The organism is Clostridium algoriphilum, assembly GCF_020443705.1.
Classification (GTDB): domain Bacteria; phylum Bacillota; class Clostridia; order Clostridiales; family Clostridiaceae; genus Clostridium_AD; species Clostridium_AD algoriphilum.
On the sequence record NZ_JAIZZK010000012.1, the window covers coordinates 83659 to 109047 of the forward strand.

Consider the following 25389-nt stretch of genomic DNA (forward strand, 5'->3'; position numbering starts at 1 on the left):
AACCTTCTGCTTTTTTATATTGATATTCTTTTAATGGAATTTCACGTCTCGAGCTCTTATTGCGAGCACTCCGGAGAACAACAACCTTTTTTTACGTATACTCTAGTTTTACTTTGCTTCCACCTTGACCTTGCTGTGCTGGAGTTACTATTAGTTTTATTGGTACTCTATTACGAAGTTCCTCCACATGACTTATTATCCCTACAGACAATGTGCTTGAGTGTAGTTTTTCAAGTGAGTTCATTACTACATCTAATAGATCCGTATCTAATGTCCCAAATCCCTCGTCTAAAAAGAAGAATTCTAGAGGGGCACTACCCTTTAGTTGAATTTGCGAGGAAAGCGCAAGTGCAAGACATAATGATGTTAAGAAGGTTTCTCCACCAGATAACGTATTGGTTTCACGTCTTGTGCCTCCATTGAAGTCATCTCTCATTATAAATGCCCCATCAGCATCAAGCTCTAATGCATAACGTCCTCTTGTTATATCCTTTAAGCGTTTTGAGGCTTCCATGGATATATATTTTAACTGCTTTGTTGCTACATATTCTACAAATTTATTACCTTGGATTAAAGTATCAAGTTCCCTTAGGAGACTAAGTTTATGTTCTACTTCCTTTTTCTTTGTTAAAAGAGTTTTAATTTCTTTTATCTTTTTTTCCATTTCCTCAAGCGCCCTAATTTGAGCACCTATTGCTCCAGTTTTTTCTTCTAAAATTACTCCAATAGCAGCTCTTTTTTCTTTTAATTCTTCAAAGAGAGCAACATCTATTTCTTTTCCATTGAGTAATTTTTCTACTCTTAACAAATTATCTAGAATGCCACGCTTAACTTCTTCGTACTGCTTAATTTCCTTTTCTAATAACATTAGCGCCGGTCTTTTAATTAAGTAAATAACTACTTCTTCACTAGTTTCAAAATAATTTTCCTTAAGAGATTCTTCTAGCTTCTCTTGTCCCTCACTTAGCATCTTTAAAAGCATCTCTTTTTTGTCCTCTTCACTAGTCTTCTGTGTTTGAACCGATTGCTTTTCTATACTTTCTCTTTCATAAATATCTTTTAAACTAGCTTCTTTGTTAGTTATATTTTTTATTTCATTTCTTACCTTTTCCACTTCAATTATAGGGGTTTGCTGAGCCGTAGGAGTGAATCCACACAGTTCAACTATCTGAAGTGTCAAACGATCTATTTCTGCCCTTTTTTCCTTACCACTAGTTTCTATTTCTGTTTTTGAACTACCAAGGTCCCTTAAATACTTATCTATATCCACTCTTTGCTTTTCAAGGTTTACAAGCTCCACCCTAAATTTACGAGCTGTTCCCGTTAATTTTATAACTTCATTATCTATTACTTTGATTTGCTGTATTTTTTCTTTTATGGACATTAACACTTCAGCATTTGGTTTTTGCTTAAATGATCCCTCTTCTTGTAATAACTCTTCATTTAATAGTCTATACTTCTCCCCTAATAGCTTAAGTTTCTCCTCTGAAGTAGACAACTCTTCTTGTAATGCTAATAATGCTTCGCTTTCTTTTCTTAAACCTTCACCAAGTTTAACCTCATCCATATCTACTTTGCTTTTTTCATCCTTCAATTTAACTAATGATAAATCAAGTTCAATTTTTAGTTTATTGTAAACTTCAAGCTTTTCCTTAAACTGACTTAATGATAATTCACTTGTCTTCTTAGCATTTTGAAGCTCTTCAATATTTATATCCTTAAGCTTTAGCAAGGTTAAATCTAATTGGTTATTTAGATTTTCTTCATCTCTCAAAAGCCCTGCTAATTTTATTTGCTCCTTTTGAAACTCTCCTGATAAACCTTCTAAGTTAAGTTCTTCTATTTGCTTTAAACTTTTCTCCTCATCTAACGTAACATCTTCTATAAGTTCTGCAATTTGAGGATGATGTAGTGACCCACACACTGGGCATAATTTCTCATCTTCCAAACTAGATGCTAAAAATCCCGCCATGCGTCCTTTTTCTATATTTTTTATGTTTTCTTCTATGGCTCTAATCTTAACTTTCTTATTTTCTATAGTTTCTTCGGTATTTTTTAAGTTTAACCTAATTTTTTCACTTTCAATTCTGATAATATTATATTTTCCTGTAAGCTCATCCTTTATTTTATGGTTTTCTACAGCTTTTTCTAGCAGATCTCGTAGTGACCTATAAGCTTCCTGTTTTTCAAGCAACAAATTATTATCTCCCGGGAAATAATTCGCTATTTCCTCGCCTTTTTCTTCTAAAAGGACTAATTTATTCTGTTTACTTTTCTGAAGTATTAAAGCTTCTCTATGTAATAAATCCGAACTAGATATGGCTTTCTTTAAGGCTTCAACTTTATTTTTAAGCTGCTTTTCATTTTTTCCCGCAGCTGTTACTTCTAGCTCGCTGTTGTATGTGTTATAAAGTTTTTCCCTATATTCGGGCAATATTTCTATTTCATTTAACTTTCCCTCAGCTACTCCTAGTTGCTCCTCTATATTTCCCTTATTAGTGTTAACTAAAGCTGCGTTTAAGTTTTTCTCATTAATTAAGCGAGTAAGTTCTTTATGTTTTTTCAGAAGAATATCCTTCTCATTTGCTAGAAAATTTATTTTCTCTTCAATATAAGTAGCTTGCTTTAGGCTTACTTCTTTCTCAATTAAGGTAGGTAGTTTATCATTTTTAATTTTTAATGCTTCTTCATAAGATATTTTGGTAATATCTAGCTTTTTACATATAGCTTCAAAAGAACAAATTAGTTTCACAAGTAGATCTTTGTTTATAAGGAGGCTTTTACTCGCGCTAGTTACATTGTCCATATATGGTTTTACATTTAGTGCTAAGCTACCTTTTGTGAATTTCTCTTTTTTATTTTTTATATCATCCGCTTGCTTATTTAAGTCAACTTGTTTTTTTACGTACTGAGTTTTTTCTTGTTGCAATTCCCAGATAGTTTTATATTCTTCATACTCTTTATCTAGAGCACTTTTTTGAAGTTTTATCTCTTTTTCTTCTTCTTTTAAAGCAACTAATGTCTCTTTTAACCCAGTACGTGCTTCTTCGCCTACATTCTCATAGCCCTTCATTTCTCCCTCGAGCATAGTTTTAGTATTTAAATTTTTATTTCTAACTGTTCTAATTTTTTCATAAAGCTTTGTTCCGTATTTCTCTAGGGCAAATATTCTCTCAAGCATACTTCTTCTATCTTTTCCTGTAAGTTTCAGAAATTCATTGAATTTACCTTGCGGTAATACTACCGACCTTGTAAAATCCTCAACTTTTAGTCCTATAATATTTACTATGTTCTCTTCGACGTCTTTTGGCCCTTCTGCTAAAACCTTATTCTCATCAGGATTTTCCTTATTAACTTCTATAAGCCTTGCATAAGCAGTTTTGAAGTTTCCAAGTTTTAATCTTTTTATGCTTCTCTCTGCTCTATACATTTTACGAGTTTTCCCAAGTCCTATCTCAAAATCAAAACTTATCTCTACCACATTGGTTTCTGTATTTACAAACTCCTTTGTTTCCCTGGATACTTTTCCATAAAGGGCTATAGTTATCCCATCTAAAATAGTTGACTTACCACTAGCTGTTGGACCGAAGATTCCGAAAAGTCCTTTTTCTGTAAGCTTTGAAAATTCAATAGTCTGCTTTTCTACAAATGAATTTAATCCTTTTATTTTAAGATTTACTGGTTTCATCTTTCGGATCTCCCTCCTCGTCTAATGCTATATTTAAGAATAATTCCATTAACTCACTGCTTGGCTCTAGTCCACCTTTGGCGTGTATAAAATATTCTTTGAATAACTCGTCCATAGATTTCTCCCTTAGGATTTCCTTTAATTCGTCTGCGCTTTCAATGTCCTCGATTATTGGCTCAATAGAAACTATGTCAACCCTTAGCCTTTTCATTTCCTTTATGTTCTCTGTGCTTATAACTTCCTTTGTCTTTATTTCAAGGTATACCCAAATACTCTTTTCACCCTCGGCCTTACATTTCTCAAGTGCATCTTCTACGCTGTCACATTTCCATACTTCTATAGGCTTGTAGTTTCTAAATTTGATGTCTGTAATTATAGCATCTTCGCCAGCTTTAACATCTACTATATATGCTCCCTTACTATAATTTATTTCACTTTTACTATACTGAATTGGAGAACCAGAATATCTTATCTTGCCTTTGCTTCCTGGAACCTTTTGTGGTCTGTGAAGATGTCCTAATGCACAATATTGCGCCTTTTGTGGAAATTTAGATGGGGAAACTGAAAGACTTCCCCCCAATTGTATATTTCTTTCTGATCCACTTTCTTCTCCACCCATAACATATAGATGAGACACTACTAGGTTCACAGTATCATCTCTATATTTAACGTCAAGTTCTTCAAATAATTCTCCTATTCTATCTGAATAACTTTTTTGTCTATCCTCATCATTTAATTCCATTGATAGAACTTCATTTAATCTTTTTTCACTTGGATATGGAAGTGTTATTATAACTGTCTTTTCTCCACGTATACTAAGCTCTAAAAAACCTTCGCCGCTTTCTATTATTTCAAAATCATGCTTTTCCTCTGTATTATATTCTCCAAATACCCCTTGCCTTGCTATGCTTTTAGGCTCACCTAATAAAATTACTCCATGTTCATAGGCAAGTGGACTTGCAGCTACTAATCTCTCTGGGTTATCATGGTTCCCTGCAACTACTAGGACTGCAGTTTTCCCGCCACTTGTAATACCTTTAAGTGTGCTATAAAACATTTTTTCTGCTTTTGCTGGTGGATTTCCATTGTCATAGATGTCTCCAGCTATAAGTACTAAATCTATATCGTTTGCTCTAACTATCTCTATAAACTCTTCTAGAAATTCTTCCTGTTCATCCAGCCTACTATATTGCTCTAGGGTCTTGCCTAGATGCCAATCAGAGGTGTGAAGTATTCTCATATTACTTACCCCTTTCTTATTTAACTTCTACTTCTTCATCTGTGCTAAATGCATATAAATATCTTTCTTTAACATCTTTTTCAAGAGTAACCTGGAGTGCCTTTTCATAATAATCAAGCTGAGACTTATATTTATCTATTAAGGAGTTTACATCTCCATTTTTCACAATGTCCGTTTTATAATCTACAAGTATTATCTCACCGTTTTCCTCAAAGTAGCAATCAATTATCCCTTGAAGTATTATTTTTTCCTCTCCATATATATCTATAGGAAGGTTTTTGTATATATCTGTAGAGCTAATTTCCATATGGAAGGGAACTTCTCTTTTTAACATATTTAGAGCATATGCATTTATCATTCTTTGTCCAAGCTTTGTTTTAAACAACTTAACTAACTTATCGAAGCGTACGGCCTTCCCTTCTTCTTTTGAGATTAACAATTTCTCCACAAAAGTTTCAACCTGTGCTTCTATTTCATTTATTGTTGATACTTTAGTTAAATCTAATCTTTGAACTACTGAATGCATGGCCGTTCCTTTTTCTGCAGGCGATAAACCCTTGACTTCTTCTAAAAACTTAGGTTTATTTATAAGTCTTGGCGCATACATACTGCTAGAGTCTTCCTCTGTAAGTTCAACATTGAATTTTCTTTTAAGCTCTGTTACGGTAAGTACTGTAGGCATCTTTGTAGACATATCATATTTATAAATAAATCCTAGCCTTTTTTCTATCTCATCCATAAATTTGTCATCTGTTGGGTTTTCCTTAAGTCCACATAATTTTTCCTCAGTATTTTCAGTAATTTCTTCTATCTCGATTTCACTACTTTTTATGTGATCTCTTGTCCAAAAACGAACTGAAAAACTTGCAGGATGATCTAGCAAATGTACATTTTCATCCTCAATTTCTATACGCTCTCTTAGTGGTTTTCCATCTATATGTCTAATAACCGCTGGTATTATCCATTCTAAATAACTTTTGCCTTTTAGGATTTCATATTCTCCAAGCTTTTCGCTACTTTCATCTAAACTGGAGCTCATTCTAGTTAAATTTTTCTCTATATTTCTCATTGACCCAGTTATAATTAGTTTTTCCTTAGCCCTTGTTAAGGCTACGTATAAAACTCTCATTTCTTCCGCAAGACTCTCTATCTTTATTGTTTTTCTTAGTGCTTGTTTTAAGACTGTTGGATAGGAAATTCTTCTTATTGGATCCACAAAATCTGGACCGTATCCTAACTCATGATGAAACAATATACTCTTATTCATATCCATTAGGTTGAAATTTTTCCCCATTCCGCTTAGAAATACTACAGGGAACTCTAACCCCTTACTTTTGTGAATGCTCATTATCCTAACTACGTTTTCATTTTCTCCTAAGGTTTTAGCACTACCCATGTCTCCACTGCTTACTTTTAACTTATTTATAAAGTTTATAAAATTAAACAGTCCTTTATAGCTAGTCTCTTCATACTGCCTTGCCCTTTGGAAAAGCACTTTTAAATTTGCTTGTCTTTGAGATCCTCCTGGCATTGCACCTATATAACCGTAATAACCTGTGTCTGTGTATAAATACCAGATGAATTCATCAATAGGCATATACGTACAAATCTCTCTGAAGTGGTCTAACTTTTTCAGGAATTTACTTAGCTTTTCTTCGATTGATTTATTATCCATAGATTCCGCTTCATTATTAAGTACCAATTCCTTGTCTTCTTGCTCTGTTTCTTGATTATCCGAATTTGTATCTTTTGAACCTGAAAAGTGTACCATTGCCTCATAAAAGCTTAATTCCCTTTGACCAACTCTTATGTCCACTAGTTCCTCCGAGGTGAACCCCCCTATTGGAGAACGAAGTACGGCTAGCATAGGAATATCCTGTCTTGGGTTGTCGATAATTTGTAGGAGACTCATAATAATTTGTATTTCTATTGTGCTAAAATATCCTGTGCCCGTATCTGCATAAACCGGTATATTCTCAAGTTTTAATTGTTCTAAAAAGGAAGGTGCCCAAGCTGATGTGGCACGAAGTAATATTACAATATCCTTATAGTCTACAAACCTATAGTCCTTAATGTTTTTATCGTAAACTTTAAAAGCGTTATCATCATTATGAACCATTAGTTCTTTTATTCTTTTTGCTACAATTTTAGCTTCAAGCTCAATGTTGGTCGGGGTTTCATCTTCATTTGTTTTGCCCTGTCCCTCGGTTTCTGAACTTTCTTCATCGCTATTATTGTATTCCTCTGTGTTTTCTTCACTTGCATCTTTAACTTCTTTTTCAATTAGATGTAGCTCCACTGGTCCACCTATTATTCCTGGACCTTTAAGTTTATCAAAGTGAGCTCCCAAATTCAATGCTTCCTCATCTGTATAGTCAAGGTCTCCAATGTTTTTACACATTATTTGCTTGAAGATATAGTTCACAACATTGATAACCGTCCCTCTACTTCTAAAGTTTTTATACAGAGTTATCTTTCTTGTTTTTGCTCCCTCGTCTTTAGAATAACTATTATATTTTGCTAAAAAGAGTTCAGGCCTTGCTTGCCTAAATCTATATATACTCTGCTTTACATCTCCTACCATGAATACATTTGGAGCGCCTATTTTCTCTCTTGAAATTATATTTAGTAATGTTTCTTGAACCATGTTGCTATCTTGATATTCATCTATCAAAATTTCTTCATATTTATTTCTGAGTTGAACAGCTACGTCTGATGGTTTTGGTTTTCCATCAGTTTCTAATACTACTTCACCATCATCATCTTTTAGCATTAAAATGTCTAGGCAGTAATGCTCAAAATCGTTAAAATCTATAATTGAGCGTTCCTTTTTCTTTTCTCTATATTTAGCTTGAAGATCTATAACAAGCTGAGATAGCTCCCTCATTTGAAGATATAATTTCTTAATATCTATTAATGAGCTTTCAGAGTTTGCATTCATTAATTGCTTTTGCAATTCTTGTAATTGTTTTTTTACTTTATTTCTTATATCTTGAACAACCTTTTGTTTTTCCTTATCCTTGCAAGCCTTTATAGTTGGAAGTTTTGTAAAGCTTAGAACTTCAAAAGTAGTTGCTAAATTTTCAAAAGAGTTGTTTGCAGCACTTATTAAATCCGCAATTAATGCTAAATCTGATTTAAACACTTCATTATATATAGTTATGGCTTCATTATTTTCTATGATTTTTAATGCCTTTATCATTACTTTTTCAATGCCCGATAGTTCTATTTTAATATCTGCCATTAAAACCTTTGCCCAAGGGGTATCACTAAACCTATACCCATCTTTAATATTAAAATCTTCTGCCGCATCAATTAACCACTTGGTTGGATTTGTAGAACTCATGGCAAAATTATAAAGACTTAAAACTATTCCTTGAAGTCCTAGATCTTCTTTATTATTGCTATAGGCTTCAACTAGATTTATAAAGCTATTTTCTTCTATATTTAAAGTGCTAGGGGTTGCGTCTATATTTGTAATGCTAGAATTTTCATCTTCTTCATTTTTTTCTTCATTAATGGCTACATATCTATCTTCAAAGAGTTCTTCTAGAGCTTCTTGTTTTAATAGCACTGCTTCTGTCGTATCTGCTATTCGAAAATTAGGATCTAAATCTACAACATGATAATTATTACGAATAACCTCAAGGCAGAAGGAGTGAATAGTTGTAATGCTGGATTTATTTAATAGGGTTAACTGTCTTTGAAGTAATTTACTTTGTGGATTTTTATGAAGTTCCTTTGAAATTGCGGCAGCTATTCTCTCCCTCATCTCAGATGCAGCAGCGTTTGTAAATGTAACTACTAGGAGCTTGTCTATATCTGTTGGCCTCTCCTCGTCTGTTACTATCTTTATTATTCTCTCAACTAAAACTGCCGTTTTACCTGATCCCGCAGCTGCGGCTACTAGAATATTGCAGTCACGAGTTAAGATAGCCTTTTGTTGGTCCTCGGTCCATGAGACCGCTACTTCTGTTGGTTTGATTTCCTTTTCTCCTTTTATCATTACTCCTTGTCCACCCCACTTTCCTTGATATCTATATTTTCTATTTTATCAGGTTCATTAGTCTCATTAAATTCCTTAGATAAGATCTCCCATATTTCTTTGTCTCTCTTATCTTTTATTATTTTATAGGTATTTTCCTTTAACGTAGGGTCAAATTGGCAAATAGATGTGTACTCACAATAAGCACATGGGGTAGCATCCTTTTTCTTGTATGGTTTTATGTCTATCTCCCCACTTAGCATTCCCTCACATGTTTTTATTAAATTTTCTTTTACATGATTAAGTAGCATATCAAACTGATCCTTAGTTGCTACTGATGATCTTGATCCTAAATCACCATTTTTCTTAATAGATGCTGGTACAACTAGGGATGCACCTTCTATATTTCTATCCATTTCTCTTATTATCTTAGTATCAGCTAGAAGTAGCCCCTTCATTTTTAAAGCCTTCATTATTGCTTTTTCAAGTTCTTCTTCATCTAAATTGTTTTTAGCTTTTATAACTGGGTCGTCTATTTTAAAATACAGTATACCTGCTGGAAAAATTGGCTCATCAGTTACTGCACTTTCATTTCTAAGCATAGCATCTAAATAGGTAAGTAGCTGTATTTGAAGTCCATAATATACATCTGATAGTTTAAAGTCCTTATTTCCAGATTTATAATCTATTATCCGATAAAATTCTTCACCCTCATTTATTAGCTTATCCACCCTATCTATCCTACCAACTAGGTTTACCATTTCGCCTGTGGATAGTTTTATTTTAATTGGTGGATAATCTCCCTGTTCAAACCCAAATGATACTTCGTAGCCAAAAGGCTCAAAGCCACTATTCTTCATTTGCTCAACTATAACATATATAGTTTTCTTTAAAACTCTTTTTAATCTCTCTGTAAAGTACTTGTACCTAGGGGTGCTGTTTAATATATATCCACTAGAACCAACCGATGCTTCTTTTTCTACGATACTTGCTATGTTTTGCTCGCACCAGGATTTATCAAGATTAGCCCATTTTATCTCACTTTTATCCACAAGCTTTGAAAAATTATCAAGCACGCTGTGCATAAAACTACCTAAGTCTGGTGATGAAAATGTAAATGTTTTTCTCTCCTTTGCTTTTAAGCCATATTGAACAAAGTATGCAAAGGGACATTCTTCATATTTTTCTATTCTAGATACACTAAAATAATTTTTATCTCCATAAAGAAGTTTCACTTTTTCTTTTTCTAGCATTTTAACTTCATTTTTATAGTCAAACCCCTCAAACATAGTGTTGCTCTTTTCTCTCCATAAAGGGTTCTTTTGGTACCATTTGTAAACTGAAATCCAAAGAGGTGATATATGTCCTTCCTCTAGATATCTCCTTAATGCAAATATTAAATCATTAAAAGTTGGGACTTTAGCACATACTTGTCTCATTTCATGAGTCCCTTCTATATCACTTAACTCATCACTATATTGCGAAATATTACTTTCTTCTATTAAGCCTTTAAATAGTGATTTAAATCTTGTTATTATAATAGAAGGTCTTAATGTTTTCCCCTCATAATCCGCTATAGGATAACTAATATTTAAGTATTTACTTGGGATAGTAATGGTGGCATAAATTAAATACTGCTCATTAAACACCTCAGTTTTTGTGTCATTTGCTAGTTCTACGCCCTTTTCTTTGAGTATTATCCTATCATTATCTGTGAATATTCCCTCTTCCTTGCTTGCCTTTGGGAACACTCCATCATTTACGCCTATAATGTATAATGCCTTTATTTCATGACTTTTTATACGCTCAACGCTGCTGATTGTAACTCCATCAAGTGCCGGTGGGATAAGTCCCATTTGATGTTTGCTAAAGCCTATAGACATAACCTTTACAAACTCCTCAAGAGATAAGGTTTCATTTCCAATGACCTCAACCATCTGGTCTAATAACTCCATAACTAGGTTCCATATTTTACTGTACTCGGTAACAAGCTCCTGTTCACCTTGACTTTTGAAAGTCTCTATCCACTTTTCTAGTGTTTTATATACATTTATGGTTTCTAGAAATTCGAATAAAGTTGTGCAGATTTTCGTGGTAGTTTTGCCTCCACCCTTTAACTTTTCTTTGAATTGTATTAGTGGTGTTATTATAGTTTCCCTAGTATCATTTAAGATTTTAATGGTCTCTTCCACTCTTTGATTTTCCTTAGCAGATTTTTCTGAAATTTCGCCTTGTGCAGTTTTTAAATTGTCATAGTAATCTCTAAAATAATATTCTATTTTTTCCTGCCACAAATCAAGCTCTGTCCACTTGCGTTTACCCTTTATTCCTGCTGCAATAATGAAGTTTTCTAAAATGTCTATATGTTGCTTATCTATGTCTAAAAGCCCTGTCTTAAGATACCTAAACATTGACTCATAGCTAAAGTTCTTGGTAAATATCTCAACAACTCCTGTTATTAAAACTATTAAGGGGTTACTTGTTATATCTTTTTTCTTATCTATGAATAAAGGAATGTTGTATTCCGTAAATATAGCCTTAATTAACTTCTCATAAGTTGGTAAATCTCTAGTTACTACTGCTATTTTATTAAATCTTATATTTTCATCTCGGCATAATCTTAATATATCTTTTGCCACATGTTCAACTTCCGAATAACCATTAAAAGCTTTAAATATCTTTATATTTTCACATTTTTTAGTTGCTTGCGTGTATGGGAAAGCAAAATAATTTCTCTCAAGAAAAGAAAGCTCCCCATTGTTTTTGAATTTATATTCCTTGTTCTCTTGAAGCTGTATTGGTGATTCTATGCTTGTCCCACAGTCCTCGGCTAAACTTAAAAGCTTATCTTCTGTAAACTTTATAGAATAAAAAGCGTCAGAGTCTTCCATAGATTTTGAATGCTCTGGGCTCTTTAAGGGCAATGTTATATTTATTCTTTTAACCTTTTTATATAACTTTTCTAGTATTCCATACTGCTGCGGTGTAAAGCCAGTAAACTCATCCAGCCAGAACTCTGCTCCATCAAATATAGTACATTCGTCGAGTGCACTATTTAAACGGGTCAAATCATCATCAGGATCCACGTAGTTTAAATTTAGAATATTATTAAATTCACCATATATAAGGGATAAATCAGTTATTTTATCTATAAGTAATGGACTTTCCCCTAAATTATCTTTTACCTTATTTAGATCTTCCGCAGAAATACTATATTTCTTAAACTCTGTGATTGCACTTGCAACATTATCCACAAAGCCTTTTTGCCTGGATGCTCCTTTAAATACCTTGAATTCCTCTTGTTCCTTTTGAAGTATACTGTGAATAAGCATTGCCTTTCCTGATGAATCCATAGGTTTACGGGTTATGCCCCCTACAACACTTAATACTTTATATGCTAATCTATTAAAACTAAGTACTTGGACGTTTTTTATCCCTGTAGATCCAACTACTTTTATAAGATTTTTCTCAGCTTGAAAGGAAAATTGTTCTGGAACCAAAAGTACTAGAGGTTTTTCAAGTTCGCTGGTGCTTCTTGATTTTATATCCTTTAAGCAAAAAGTACTTTTCCCTTTTCCAGCTCCTCCGTAAATAAATCTCAAACTCACAAAAACACGTCCTTTCTCTTTTAAATAGACCTATTTAAATAAATATACTAGCATATTAACTCCATATTTATTTGTTTGCGTCCGTATATATATTATACCATGTATGATTTTACATTATAGAGAATGAAGTATGTATAATTGTAAATTTATGGTTTAATCCATAGGATGGAGAAATTTCGTAAATCGCATAAATTATATATGATACATAGGAATGATTTGAAGTTTAGTAATCTTATAAATAAAAAATGTTGTTAAATTTTATGATATAATATTAAAAATACATTTGTTATAACGTATTGAAATTCAATTAGGTTATAATTTCAAACATTTCATTTTAACAGGAGGAATCTAATATTATGATTAAAGAAATTAAAATGCGTAGAAGTATAAGAAAATATATTAATAAATTGGTTGAAGATGAGAAAATAATTAAATTGATCGAAAGTGCAAGACTTGCTCCATCTGGCAGTAACACACAGCCTTGGCATTTCATTATAGTAAAATCAGAATTAAATAGACAGAAATTAGCTGAAGTATCTCATAATCAAAAATGGATGATTTCGGCTCCCGTTTTTATTGTATGTATAGCAGATATACGTAGTAGAATAGAAAAAAATGTAGATATATCATTAAATGAAGATAGTCCACAAGAAGAACTTAAACAGATAATTAGAGATACATCAATTTCCATAGAACATATATTACTTGAAGCAACCAACTTAGAGTTAGGTACTTGCGTGGTTGCATGGTTTATCCAAGAAGAAATTAGACCAGTTTTAAACATACCTGCTGATAAATATGTAGTTGGAATAATCACCCTAGGTTATGCAGATGAAACACCTAAAGATCGTCCACGAAAAAAGATTGAGGAAGTAATACATTATGAAAACTGGTAAAATTAATATATATTTATAACTTAACACTATTCTTAAATAATTAATAAAAAAGCATACAACATAATTAGTTAAATAAACCCACGACAATATTTATATAAGTATTGTCGTGGGTTATTTTAGTTTGTAGACATTTGAAAAGGTTTCATATTTTAAATCTCTATATGGTTATTTTTTTACATTCGGTTAAAAATTTCGCACATTATCAGAACAATACTCCAATAGATTTTCTAAATTAAGTATAATAATTTTATTACGAGAAGTTTCTAAAACTTTTTCATCCCTTAATTCTTTTAAAGCTCGCTCAATTTGTGCTCTTGATGCCCCTACAATATTAGATAGGAAATTTTGAGATATTTTGATAATATTATTTTCTATATGGGTACTGACTAAATAAAGATAAAGCACATCACATAGTCTTGTTATACAAGGATCAAAGGCTTGACTTACTGAATCATGAAATAAATAACTTGTAAAATCACAATCTTCTTCCAATAAATCTATAGCCAAATTATGATTATCACAAGCCATTTTACGCAATGTTAGGTATGAAAATTTATAAACATCTAAATCAGAGAAAGCTCTAAGAATTATTTCAAAATCCATTTTATATTTATGATTAGTTAACCCAATTGGAAATATTGATCCAGGACCAAATAAAGCAAGTGATTTTTCGCCACCTTTTTCATGAGCTAATGAAAGAAGTAGTATTCCACTATTTATATAATATGCGGTGTTATTTATTTTTCCATAGTTTGTAAGTAGAGAATCTTTAGGAAACTTAACTTTTTGTACATCATATTTTTGTATTATATCTTTATAATGAAAAAATTTATTTGAAAAATAAAAACTGGGTATAATTGTATTATTCATAAAGTATTCCTTTCAATAGATTAACAAACATGCAATATATATTAAACTAAAATGAGGTTAATATATACAATTATTATTAGTTTTCAGTGTAACATAATTAATATTAAGCATCAATAAGTTAATTCTAAATTGTCTTCCAAGTAATAGGAGAGTGTAATATTTATAAATGTGATTGTAAAAATAATAACTAAGTGTAGTGAGCATATTTTTTGTTATCCCTCATAAGAGGTATTCATGTAAGAAAAATATTAGTATGATTAGTTTAATATAAATGCTTATAGGATAAGAAAAATATAAATACTTAATACTAAAAGACAGATGTGAATAAATGGTTCAATTGATCAATCATCACCATGGAGTGAAGGTTGGTTTAAATAGAAGGAACAATAATAGGAAAGAAAGGAGAATTTTATGAAATATTCAGGTCCAGTTGTAAGACCACCTCATGAAGCAAATAGCGTTCTACTCGAAGTTACAGTAGGATGCACTCATAATCAATGCAGATTTTGTACGTTTTACCGAGGCACAAAATTTAAAATTGCACCAATGTCGCAAATTGAAAGAGATTTAAAACAAGTAAGTAGGAAAAATAATAAGGCAAAGCGAGTTTTTGCGGTTGGTGGAGACCCGTTTAGTCTGAGTGTGTCAAAATTACAGGAGATTGGAAGCAAGATTAAGGAATATCTGCCTAAAGCCAATATTGGGATGTACGCAAGAATTACGAGTATCAAAAACAAGAGCGTGGAAGAGTTAAAAGTGTTAAGAGCTATTGGAATCAATGATCTTGTCATTGGAGTAGAAAGTGGCGATGATGATGTTCTGAAGAGTGTCAACAAGGGTTACACATCAGATGAAATCATACAAGAATGTACCAAGCTTGAGGCAGCAGGTATATCTTATATAGTTATCTATCTTGGCGGACTTGCAGGGCAGGGGAAAGGTGAGGAAAATGCAATTAAGACTGCAAATGTATTCAATCAACTTAACCCTACATTTCTTTATCTGACTACCGTAACTATTTTTGAGGATTCAGATATGTACAAAGATGTCATAGCTGGTCGTTTTACAGAGTCCACCGAACAGGAACGCATACAGGAGATGTTGACTCTTATTAAGAATTTGAAAAAAAGCATCATTGTTGATGGACGAAGCGTATCAAACCCTATACAGTTCAGTGGAGAACTTCCTAGAGATAAAGGTGCAATTACAGAAATGCTTGAAGAAGTAATAAATAATTTTACAAAAGAAGATGAGTTAGCTTTAAGGCATCTCCGTGACAGCATAAATGTAATTTAATTTTGGTATGAGGTTAATATATACAATTATTTTTTGTTATCCCTCATAAGAGGTATTCATATAAGAAAAATCTTAGTATCATAAATGTATCATAAATGTTTTTATACTAAGGAAAAGGAAAATATAAAGGTTTAATGTTTAAAAAAGTTATGTGAATCAATGCTTATGGAATTCAGTAAGTAATTAATTGGGAGGAAAAAAACTATGAACAATCAAAAATTAGAAGTTGAACAACGTCTTAATCAATTAGAAGATTTGGAGGCTATTAAAAAACTTAAGTATACTTATGCATTATGTCTTGATGAAGGGTACGATGGAGATAAGGTTGCGGAGTTATTTATTACTGATAGTCTTTGGAGTATAACAGGCGTAGGCGGTACTGCAAAAGGCAGGGATGGAATAAGACAACACACTAATAATTTAGCTAGAGATATTATATGGGGGCAGCACAATATTTTAGCTCCTGTAATTGATATTGCTCCAGATGGTTTAAGTGCAGTGGGAAAATTTAAATTAATTTGTCTATTAACTATGGTGACTCCAGAGGATAAAAATAAAAGTGAAGCTTATATTCTTTCTGGAAAATATAAGGACAAGTTTGTAAAGGTTGATGGAAAGTGGTATTTTGAAGAACTTACTGGTTCAATTGATCAGTCAGCACCTTGGAGTGAAGGGTGGGTTAAACATCCATTTAAAAAGGAAACTTGGTAGAAGTATAAGTTCGTTATTAACAGATTTTAAATCGATAATTAAATATTTGGAATAAGTAACAGAAAGAAGGAGAGTATTATGTTTGATAAACTTTTTGAACCAATGAAAATAGGAAAACTTGAAATTAAAAATCGTTTAGTAGTTCCACCAATGCATAGTGGCTCAGCGACTAAAGAACATCTTTTTTCAGAGCAATCTTTTAATTACTTTGCTGCAAGAGCTAAGGGTGGTTTTGGCTTAGTTATTACAGAATTTTTATGTGTTAGCAAAGAAGGATTAGCAGATGAAACTCAAGTAGGAATATATGATGATTCATTTATACCTAATTTAACAGAGCTTACAAAAAGAATTCATGACAATGGGGCAGTTTGTTTTGCTCAAATCCATCATGCAGGAATTCAAAGTGATTTTAAAGCAACAAACCAAATATCAGTAGGTGCATCTAGTATTCCTGCCGAAAACAAATTACAACCAGTTCACGAATTAACTACAGATGAAGTTTGGACGCTAGTTGGAAAATTCGGGGATGCTGCAGTAAGAGCTAAAAAGGCTGGCTTTGATGGAGTTGAAATTCATGGAGCACATGGTTATCTTGTAGCACAATTTTTATCAAAATCAACTAATAAACGTATTGATGAATTTGGTGGTTCCACTACCGCTCGGGCTAGATTTGCTTGTGAAATAATTAAGGATATTAAGAATAAATGTGGAGAAGATTATCCGGTAACTGTGAGAATTAGTGGAGTTGAAGATATAGAAAATGGGAATACTATCATTGATTCTGCAGCACAAGCAATAGTATTAGAAAAAGCTGGAGCAGATGCAATTCACGTATCTATTGGAACAATTGTTTCAGGAACTATTATATTACCTAATTATGTTCAACCAGGATTTAATAGTATAAATTCAGAAAAAATTAAAGCTAGTATTAATATTCCAGTAATATGCGTTGGAAGAATTAATGATCCAGCAATTGCAGAAAGCATAATTCTTTCTGGGGCAGCAGATTTTGTTGCAATTGGACGTCAATCAATTTGTGATTCGGAATTTCCTAATAAAATTAAAGAAAATAGATTAGATGAAATTTTTTATTGCTCGGCATGTATGCAAAGATGTTTTGGTGGCTCAAAGTGCGAAGAAGGCGAAGTAGGCGTTTCTTGTATGATTAATCCTTTCAGTGGAAAAGAAGGAAATTGGAAGATTAAAAAAGCAGAAAAAACTAAAAAAGTAGTCGTAGTAGGGGCAGGTCCAACAGGACTACAAGCCGCATGGATTCTTGCTAAAAGAGGACATGATGTTACTGTAATAGAAAAAGAGAAATATGCTGGTGGACAGTTGAAATTAGCAAGTATTCCACCAATGAAGCAAGATTTAGCAAGAACCATTCACACATATGAAACTCTATGCAATAAATATGGTGCAAAAATCAAGTATGGAATAGAAGCAACAAAGGAATTTTTAGAAGCATATAATGTTGATACTATTATTCTGGCAACTGGCTCAACACCTATTATTCCACCAATTAAAGGAATTGATGGAGATAATGTATTTAAGGCTAATGATATATTAAAGGGTGATAAAATCATTGGAAATCAAAAGGTATTAGTAATCGGTGCAGGACTTGTTGGATGTGAGACAGCAGAATTTTTAAGTCTGTATAATAATGATGTAACAATTGTAGATATGATTAAAGAAATGGCTCCTTTACTTGGGAAAACTCCAAGAAAATATCTTTTATCACGATTAAATGATAGCAATGTCAAATTTTATCCAGAATCCAAAGTATTGGAATTTGTTTCTGATGGAATAAAATATGAACATAAAGAGGAACAAGGAACACTGTCAGGGTTTGATGCTATTGTACTTTCAATTGGCTCTAGAAGCTTTAATCCATTATTACAGGTTTCAGAGGAAATATGTAATGAAGTATATTCTATTGGAGATGCTAAAAAGGCAGGCGATGCTAAGATAGGAATATATGAGACTACAAAGATTGCAATGAAGATTTAATAAGTATAAATATTTATGAAGGAGCAAAGTTGGGAATTAACCTATAAATGAAATATTAATGAACGGGGTCTGTAGTAATGGAACGGAAAATAGACCCCTAAATATAAACTTCTTTATTTCTGTTGAAAATGTTTCAACTATAAAATAGAAAACATCTAAAAAAAATTTCTAATTTCAATAATATCATCTAAGGTGTGGATACTAGGAGCTAATTTTATTTCGACGATTATAAAGAAGGAGCTAAAAATATGAAAAGACTTGTATCAGAATCAAAATTAATTATTAGTGAAGTAATGCTACCTAATCAAGCTAATGTTGCAGGGAATATCCATGGTGGAGAAATCATGAAGTTAATGGATTTAGCAGCATATGCTGTAGCTAGAAGATTTGCTCATACAAATGTTGTTACAGCTCGAGTTGATGAGTTAGAATTTCATTTACCTATATTTATTGGTGATTTAGTTATTTGTACTGCACAGGTTGCTTACGCAGGCAAATCATCTATGGAAATAGTCGTAACTGTTGAAGTTGAAGATTTAGATTGTTATGATCGAAAAAAAGCATTAACTGCATTTTTTACGATGGTATCTCTAGATAAAAAAGGAAAAACCAATTTAGTACCGGAACTTATTTTAAATACCCCTGAAGAAATAACTGCCTTCGATGAGGGTAAAAAAAGATATGAATGGTATAAATCGAAAAGGAAGCAAAAAACAGATAATATGACAGATAAGCAAGTTAATAATTAACTGAATGTTTAATGTGTATTTGTATCATTTGGATTATAAATAGGACAAAAGTCATACATCATAAGATTAGTTATCTTGAATGAATGACTTTTGTCTTGCTTACATGACATCATTGAATCATATACGTTTTTGAAAGCGCTTTTTACAATGATCTATAATGATTGATAATAAATCTGTTTTTTTTACAATCATTGAATCAGTATTATCAAATAAAATTTCATTCTGATCTTTATAGGCGTTTTGAAGCCCTGCAATTCTTTTTATATTTTCTTCCATAGTTCCAATTTTTATAGAATGCTTTCTTAATTCTATTTCAATTCTTGACTGTCCTTCTAATATTTTAACTAACATAGCTTCTATTTCATTGTCCAATGCACTCACCTCATTATTTTAATAATATCATATTAACCAATTATATTAATAGTAAAAATTATATCCAATAATGGAATAGGTAAGGGGGTTTACCTACTATTATATAAGGAATAAACTGGTGTATCTATACTTTTTATAATAAAAGTATGCCTTTTCCTTAAATCTTAAACTTCTGTACCAATTCATTAAGTTTTTGTGCAAGCTCTGCCTGAATTTGTGATGTTTGTGCTACTTGCACCATAGCTTTTGAAGTTTCATCAATATTAATTTGAATATCTCCTGTATGTTCTGCAGAAAGCTGTGAATTTTGTGCTAAAGTTTGAGCTGCCATACTAACTTCATTTACTGTAGCTTCCACTTCTTCTGACATAGCTGCTATTTCTTCTGACATAGCGCTTATAAATTCTCCGTCCTCACCATATTGCTTTCCTGATGCAACATACTGTTCTAATACAGGTTTAATATCTTCTATAACGAATTTAAGTATATCATTGCTGTTTCCAGATAAATTTTTAAATGCATCTTGAACTTTAACTATGGTACTTTGAATGGTGTTAACAGTTTCTGATGATTGTTCTGCAAGTTTTCTTACTTCATCTGCAACTACTGCAAATCCTTTTCCATGCTCTCCTGCCCTCGCTGCTTCAATGGCTGCATTTAATGCTAGCAAATTAGTTTGTGATGCAATTGCCGCAATTCCATCCGCCATAACTTTAATTTCATCTACAACCTTTCCATCTTCTATAGCTTTTAATATTCTTTTTTCTTTTTCTTTATAAATACTTTCACTTTGTTCCAATGCTTTATTAGCCGCTGTCCTAACTTCTTCAGCTTTTTCTTTAATTTGTGTAGCATTACCGCTACCTTCCATAGCCTTAGAAGATAGTTCTTCCATGCTTGAATTAACCTCCTCAACAGATGCGGTTATTTCCTCTGATGTAGCACTAGCTTCTTGAACAGCTTTATTTATTTCCTCTGTTGAACTGTCTATGATTTCTATTTTAGAGGTTATTTCCTCAACGGTAGCTGAAAGTTCTTCGGAGGAGGCACTCATATCAGAAGAATTGAACAATATTTCTTTTATTAACTCTTTAACATTCTCTTGCGCAGTATTTAACGCAATTCCTGTTTGTCCAAATTCATCTTTTCTTGTAATGGTCATTATTTCAGAAAAATTATAACTTGATAATCGCCCTGCTAAATCTTTTATTTTATTTAATGGGTACATTATATTTTTACCTAATATGTAACCCATAAAGATTATAATCAAAAATGCTATAACTGTGTATAGTATTATTGTATTCCTTGCATTTTTAAATTGAGCTATATTATCTGAATTTGCCTGCTTCGCTGATTGACTATTAACAGTAATACATTCGTCTAATTTTTCGGCCATAGAACTTCTTATTGTTAACACATCTGTATTATAAATCTTAACTGCATCCGCATAGTTATTAGCTTTCACAAGTTCAATTACCTTCGTTGTTCCCTCAGTATATTTTAATAAATCACTCTTAAAATCAGCATAAGCTTTGTCCTCTTCTTTTGATGTAGAAGGTAGACTGTCATATTCCTTATCCAATTTTATATCTTTATTGGTTAAATCATTTATGCTTTTTATCTGCTCATCTAAATTTGCTTTATCAATTTGAAAAGCAATTGTAGTCATATTAGCGCTAACTTCATTGATATTTCCTTTAATTTCCTCTAAGTCTTTAATGGATGTTAAATAATTACTATATATAGTCTTAGAACCCTCATTTATCTTTGCTGAACTTAATATACCCTCCACTCCTATTAAAATCATGAAAATACAAATTACTGAAAATACTGATACAAGTTTTTTCTTTACACTCAAATTTACAAAAAACTTCATTTTACCGCTTCCCTTCCCTTTTCAAAATTATAGTCATTTATCATCTTTCAAACGTGAATGTATGAGCCTCACATGAAACAGATCTATGCTAAACAATTTATGCAATTGTTAAATAAAAATAGTTATATATATTATCATCGGTCAAATTACTATTTTCTTTACATAAATTTATACAACTGTATACTTATTTTTATATTTGTCCCATAAAGCGAACTTATACTGGACAAAACGTGAACTTATGTGTGAACGAGTAGGCTTACAATGCATAAAGTAGTTTCGGATAGAGTATACCGTAGACGAACGCGAACTAATAGCCTTGAAAGTGGCATTATATCGTGGTGGTAAATATACACATAAACCGTTCATGTAATATATGTACTTTAAACGAACGATTCAATATAATAAGTATATAGAGGTGATTAGATGCAAACATACTTTTATATAAGGCTAAGTTCAAAGGAACAAAATACTATTAGGCAAGAAATAAAGGCTAAAGAATATAGCATACCGATGGAGTGTGTTTATATAGAGAAAGTAAGTGGTAAGAACGTAACAGATAGACCAGTGTTAACTAATCTAATGGCATCATTAAAGAACGGTGATAAGCTCATAGTAGATAGTATAAGTAGGTTTGCTCGTAACACTAAAGATTTGTTGGAACTTGTAGAACAATTAAATAGTAAGGGAGTTATTTTTATATCATTAAAGGAAGCCATAGATACTACAACACCTACGGGAGTATTTATGCTTACAGTATTTGGAGCGGTTGCACAACTTGAACGGGACTACCTAAAGGATAGACAGATGGAAGGCATAGCAGTTGCAGTAACAGCAGGGAAATATAAAGGACGTAAGTCTATTGAAGTACCGAAGCTATGGGATAAGTATTACAAGATGTATAAGGACAACACTATAAAAGCGGTTGATGTTATGAAAATATTGGAATTAAAGAAAACTACATTCTATAAATTAATTAATCAATATAAAGAGAGCAATTAATGCGGAGCTGCTGCAAGCATTTGATATTTAGGACATCATTTATAGTACATTCAAAGTAAAGTGTCAACTCATTATGTTACATTCAAAATAAAATTTTTAAGGAATAGCCAATAGACCCAATGTGAAAGTAACACAATTATAGTTGTGTTACTTTCTTTTCTCATACTCTGTATGTTTAATCAAATAAGTAAAAGAATAGCTATCCCAATGACATTTGCTAAAAAATGTGAAATAGTGCAAGAGTAAATATTCTTAGTCTTTTGATAAATCATGCCGTAAATAATACTATCTATAAAAATAAAAAATAAATCATAAATAATAACTGAAATGGAGCCAGCCGAAAAATGTCCTATGGCAAAAAATAATGAAGTAATGATGATAGCCCAAATTGGTTTTGTAATATTGCAAAGCTTAGTCTGGAAAAACCCTCTAAATGCTATTTCCTCACCAAATGGTAAAATCAATAATTGAGGTATCAGTAAAAACAATTTATCAAATGATAACATCGGTTTTGTGCGTTCTAAAACATGCAAATAGAACTCTGGCAACACAAGTTTAGACAAACTAATTGATACAATACCCGAAACAACAGGAATCAAAATTAACCACCAATATTTTTTTATATCAGATAAAATGTTTTTTGGAATAAAACCGATGTCTTCCATTTCCCCTTTGTTCCTTTTGTTTTCAATAAATAAATACAATATTGAAAAAAGAATAGTTAATCCAGCAACATTAGTCAAACCTATACTTGTTAAGCATAGAAATCCAAAAATTGCAATTGGAATATAAGTTTTTGATAATTCATTTCTTTTTTTCATTTAAATACTCCTTTTCACATTATTTATAATCTTTACTTCGTCATATTTTACAATGTTGAATAAATCGTATTTTTAGGATACATTGTCGAGTAGGTAGGGAGCCTTACGGCTCCTTTCCCCTCTAAAAACCGTACTTGTGTGTTTCCACACATACGGCTCAAGCCTTCTTTTTACCTCAAACAAGTTGGTATTTAAACTTCTTAAATGCCTTCTTAATCAACTCGTATCCTTCTTTGCTGTTAAGTTCTACTTGATTATTCTTGAAGTGAGTGACAATTTTGGATAAATCTCTTCCTCCTCCATATTTCTCAAGTAGTATACGATGATATCGCTGACAACTTTTATGCAACAATTCCAAGTTGTCATCGTTCATCACCGCCTAATTTAGCAGGTACAATATGGTTAATATTTAAAGACTCTTCTCCAACTAATGATTGTTTACATACTCTACATTTGTAATTACTGAGTTTTGCTAACTTCCTTATGCTCGAAACATTATCCTTTATGAAATCTTTCTTATCTCTTTTTTCAAAATAATCTACTAAACTATCATCATCAGGGCTATTCCTATATTTCACTACAGCATGCCTCACTATTGGTATCCAGTTCATTTTGAATAGCTGGGTCTTTTTATCATGAGGGTCTGTTAGTATCCATTTATCTTTACTAACTCCTGTATAATCCGCTTTGAAATACTTTCTGTAAATCCATTTAAATGGTTTGTTGTTGTGTAGAATTTTCAGATGTTTTCTTGTCTTAATCCATATATAACTGTCGAGTTTTTCATACACCACAAGCAAGGCACAAAATCTTTAATTCCTTTAAATTCACACTAAAATTTTATTTTTCATATATGGCATTTTACCCCGTATTAACTATTTTTATTTTTTACTGGTATTGGAACATATTTCATAGTCATATATCTCTTTATTGTTAATTTCTAATAATACATCAAAAAATAATTGAGGCTGATCCATCATTGTCATATGTCCAGCATTAGGTATTAAATATAAATTTTTATGTGGAGCATTAATTCTACTAAAGTATTCTTGTGCAATAACATAGGGTGTTTGCCAGTCATTTCCGCCTAAAATATAATAAATTGGTACTTTATATTCACCTGATTCAGCATTCAAATCAAAAGGAAATAAAAATTCTAGTATTTCTTCGTTTACTTTAGGCCCTTTTATTAGTGCTAAAATATCTGACAACTTAAAAATAGGACTTTTAAGAGCAGCTATGATCATGGAGAGACCTATCTTCATAGCTAAATTATATTTTCCTTGAAGTCTGCGTATTTTCCCGCATTTTTTCATAAATTCACTATCAAATTTATCTCCAGGATAATCACCTAAAACTTGAAGTTTTTTTAGAGATTTTTTATCGTTAGACTGTAAAATCAATTCCTTAACTTTTTCGTAGCCAACACGCTCATTTTCAATCATACTAATAACTTGTCCAACCCCAATATAATAAGCTACTTCATCAGGATATTTCTTTATAAACGTGCTTCCTAAAACACTCCCCCAAGAATGACCAAGTATAATTATTTTTTGTTTATTATATTTTTTCTTTAAGTATTGAATAATTTCGAACAGATCCTTTAGCATCAAATCAATTGTAGGATATTTATCTGGATTGTTAGTAAGAGTTTTTCCAGAGCCACGTTGGTCCCAATGAACTACGGTAAAAATATCTTCCCATTTTTGTTGAAAAACATGTGCAAATAGTGATTCAGCACTGCCAGGGCCACCATGTAAAAATAACAATACTTGATTATCATATTTAGTACCAGAATGAAACAAATATTGGTTGATACCATTAATTAATACATATTCTTCAATATAAATTAACCTCTTTGACTTATTTTTCATAATTCAATTCTCCTTTTCTCCTTGTGACACTAAATTCGGCTCTAATCCTTTTATCTTATTAATCATTTATACAATATTTTACTTATTGTTATTCAAAATCTACACAAAATATAACCTAATATCAATATATAAACATCATGGAGACTACGTGATCTATTGTTAAATAAACCATTGATTTTAATTATAATAGTTAATATTAATTTAACATAACGTATCGAATTGTATAACTAAATTTATCTTTTACTATACTAATCAATGATATTAAAAAATGTCATGAAATTTACTTTTCACGACATTTAACTATATTATAGCTTTTCTAATAAAAATCGAAGCAATCAACATTGTGGCTTAATACAATTTTTTTTATAATTTTATCATGTAAATCTTCAAAAAA

Annotated in this window: 16 protein-coding genes; 6 read left to right on the forward strand and 10 right to left on the reverse strand. The window is 31.7% G+C overall.

Annotation, left to right across the window (positions count from 1 at the left end; all coding sequences use genetic code 11):
• Positions 1-91 precede the first annotated feature (91 nt).
• From LGK95_RS10720 to addB, 4 genes are read right to left on the reverse strand one after another with little or no spacing between them, the layout of a single operon-like run.
• Positions 92-3688 (reverse strand): AAA family ATPase, encoded by a 3597-nt coding sequence (locus LGK95_RS10720; protein ID WP_226124779.1) that lies wholly within the window; start codon positions 3686-3688, stop codon positions 92-94.
• Positions 3669-4928: an exonuclease SbcCD subunit D gene (locus tag LGK95_RS10725; protein ID WP_226124780.1), complete on the reverse strand. Its 1260-nt coding sequence runs from the start codon at positions 4926-4928 to the stop codon at positions 3669-3671. Before LGK95_RS10725 ends, LGK95_RS10720 begins: the two co-directional genes overlap by 20 nt.
• 16 nt (positions 4929-4944) lie before the next feature.
• Entirely contained in the window at positions 4945-8934 is a 3990-nt protein-coding gene (addA, locus tag LGK95_RS10730) for a helicase-exonuclease AddAB subunit AddA (RefSeq protein WP_226124781.1), read from the reverse strand.
• Positions 8934-12521: a helicase-exonuclease AddAB subunit AddB gene (gene addB, locus LGK95_RS10735; protein ID WP_226124782.1), complete on the reverse strand. Its 3588-nt coding sequence runs from the start codon at positions 12519-12521 to the stop codon at positions 8934-8936. The genes addA and addB overlap by 1 nt, the downstream gene beginning before the upstream one ends.
• A 356-nt stretch (positions 12522-12877) precedes the next feature.
• Between addB and LGK95_RS10740 the strand changes: the two genes are divergently transcribed.
• Positions 12878-13417 carry a nitroreductase family protein gene (locus tag LGK95_RS10740; protein WP_226124783.1) on the forward strand — a complete coding sequence of 180 codons (540 nt, stop codon included), beginning with the start codon at positions 12878-12880 and terminating at the stop codon, positions 13415-13417.
• Between the two features lie 183 nt (positions 13418-13600).
• Here LGK95_RS10740 and LGK95_RS10745 read toward each other — a convergent pair whose 3' ends face one another.
• Positions 13601-14287 carry a Crp/Fnr family transcriptional regulator gene (locus LGK95_RS10745; protein ID WP_226124784.1) on the reverse strand — a complete coding sequence of 229 codons (687 nt, stop codon included), beginning with the start codon at positions 14285-14287 and terminating at the stop codon, positions 13601-13603.
• 411 nt (positions 14288-14698) lie between these two features.
• Here LGK95_RS10745 and LGK95_RS10750 point away from each other — a divergent pair, with 411 nt between their 5' ends.
• The 4 genes from LGK95_RS10750 (at position 14699) to LGK95_RS10765 (ending at position 19053) form a co-directional block, all read left to right on the forward strand.
• Positions 14699-15583: a radical SAM protein gene (locus LGK95_RS10750; protein WP_226124785.1), complete on the forward strand. Its 885-nt coding sequence runs from the start codon at positions 14699-14701 to the stop codon at positions 15581-15583.
• A gap of 204 nt (positions 15584-15787) precedes the next feature.
• Positions 15788-16294: a nuclear transport factor 2 family protein gene (locus LGK95_RS10755; protein WP_226124786.1), complete on the forward strand. Its 507-nt coding sequence runs from the start codon at positions 15788-15790 to the stop codon at positions 16292-16294.
• A gap of 78 nt (positions 16295-16372) precedes the next feature.
• Positions 16373-18304, forward strand: coding sequence for an NAD(P)/FAD-dependent oxidoreductase (locus LGK95_RS10760; protein ID WP_226124787.1), 1932 nt, complete (start codon positions 16373-16375; stop codon positions 18302-18304).
• Between the two features lie 248 nt (positions 18305-18552).
• Positions 18553-19053: an acyl-CoA thioesterase gene (locus tag LGK95_RS10765; RefSeq protein ID WP_226124788.1), complete on the forward strand. Its 501-nt coding sequence runs from the start codon at positions 18553-18555 to the stop codon at positions 19051-19053.
• A gap of 117 nt (positions 19054-19170) precedes the next feature.
• Here LGK95_RS10765 and LGK95_RS10770 read toward each other — a convergent pair whose 3' ends face one another.
• Positions 19171-19425 (reverse strand): hypothetical protein, encoded by a 255-nt coding sequence (locus LGK95_RS10770; RefSeq protein ID WP_226124789.1) that lies wholly within the window; start codon positions 19423-19425, stop codon positions 19171-19173.
• 157 nt (positions 19426-19582) lie between these two features.
• On the reverse strand, positions 19583-21301 hold the full coding sequence (locus LGK95_RS10775) for a methyl-accepting chemotaxis protein (protein ID WP_226124790.1): 1719 nt from the start codon (positions 21299-21301) through the stop codon (positions 19583-19585).
• A gap of 423 nt (positions 21302-21724) precedes the next feature.
• Here LGK95_RS10775 and LGK95_RS10780 point away from each other — a divergent pair, with 423 nt between their 5' ends.
• Positions 21725-22300, forward strand: coding sequence for a recombinase family protein (locus LGK95_RS10780; protein ID WP_226124791.1), 576 nt, complete (start codon positions 21725-21727; stop codon positions 22298-22300).
• A 179-nt stretch (positions 22301-22479) separates the two neighbouring features.
• Here LGK95_RS10780 and LGK95_RS10785 read toward each other — a convergent pair whose 3' ends face one another.
• The 3 genes from LGK95_RS10785 to LGK95_RS10795 all read right to left on the reverse strand — a co-directional run bounded on the left by LGK95_RS10785 (position 22480) and on the right by LGK95_RS10795 (position 24995).
• Positions 22480-23121, reverse strand: a complete 642-nt coding sequence (locus LGK95_RS10785; protein WP_226124792.1) for a CPBP family intramembrane glutamic endopeptidase — start codon at positions 23119-23121, stop codon at positions 22480-22482.
• Between the two features lie 362 nt (positions 23122-23483).
• Positions 23484-23915 (reverse strand): hypothetical protein, encoded by a 432-nt coding sequence (locus LGK95_RS10790; protein WP_226124793.1) that lies wholly within the window; start codon positions 23913-23915, stop codon positions 23484-23486.
• An 87-nt stretch (positions 23916-24002) separates the two neighbouring features.
• On the reverse strand, positions 24003-24995 hold the full coding sequence (locus tag LGK95_RS10795; protein WP_226124794.1) for an alpha/beta fold hydrolase: 993 nt from the start codon (positions 24993-24995) through the stop codon (positions 24003-24005).
• Between the last annotated feature and the right edge of the window lie 394 nt (positions 24996-25389).

Coding starts and splice junctions, on each gene's coding strand:
- LGK95_RS10765 (WP_226124788.1), top strand. CDS start 18,553: ATGAAAAGACTTGTATCAGAATCAAAATTAATTATTAGTGAAGTAATG.
- LGK95_RS10785 (WP_226124792.1), bottom strand. CDS start 23,121: ATGAAAAAAAGAAATGAATTATCAAAAACTTATATTCCAATTGCAATT.
- LGK95_RS10775 (WP_226124790.1), bottom strand. CDS start 21,301: ATGAAGTTTTTTGTAAATTTGAGTGTAAAGAAAAAACTTGTATCAGTA.
- LGK95_RS10740 (WP_226124783.1), top strand. CDS start 12,878: ATGATTAAAGAAATTAAAATGCGTAGAAGTATAAGAAAATATATTAAT.
- LGK95_RS10750 (WP_226124785.1), top strand. CDS start 14,699: ATGAAATATTCAGGTCCAGTTGTAAGACCACCTCATGAAGCAAATAGC.
- LGK95_RS10745 (WP_226124784.1), bottom strand. CDS start 14,287: ATGAATAATACAATTATACCCAGTTTTTATTTTTCAAATAAATTTTTT.
- LGK95_RS10725 (WP_226124780.1), bottom strand. CDS start 4,928: ATGAGAATACTTCACACCTCTGATTGGCATCTAGGCAAGACCCTAGAG.
- LGK95_RS10755 (WP_226124786.1), top strand. CDS start 15,788: ATGAACAATCAAAAATTAGAAGTTGAACAACGTCTTAATCAATTAGAA.
- LGK95_RS10780 (WP_226124791.1), top strand. CDS start 21,725: ATGCAAACATACTTTTATATAAGGCTAAGTTCAAAGGAACAAAATACT.
- addA (WP_226124781.1), bottom strand. CDS start 8,934: ATGATAAAAGGAGAAAAGGAAATCAAACCAACAGAAGTAGCGGTCTCA.
- LGK95_RS10720 (WP_226124779.1), bottom strand. CDS start 3,688: ATGAAACCAGTAAATCTTAAAATAAAAGGATTAAATTCATTTGTAGAA.
- LGK95_RS10795 (WP_226124794.1), bottom strand. CDS start 24,995: ATGAAAAATAAGTCAAAGAGGTTAATTTATATTGAAGAATATGTATTA.
- LGK95_RS10760 (WP_226124787.1), top strand. CDS start 16,373: ATGTTTGATAAACTTTTTGAACCAATGAAAATAGGAAAACTTGAAATT.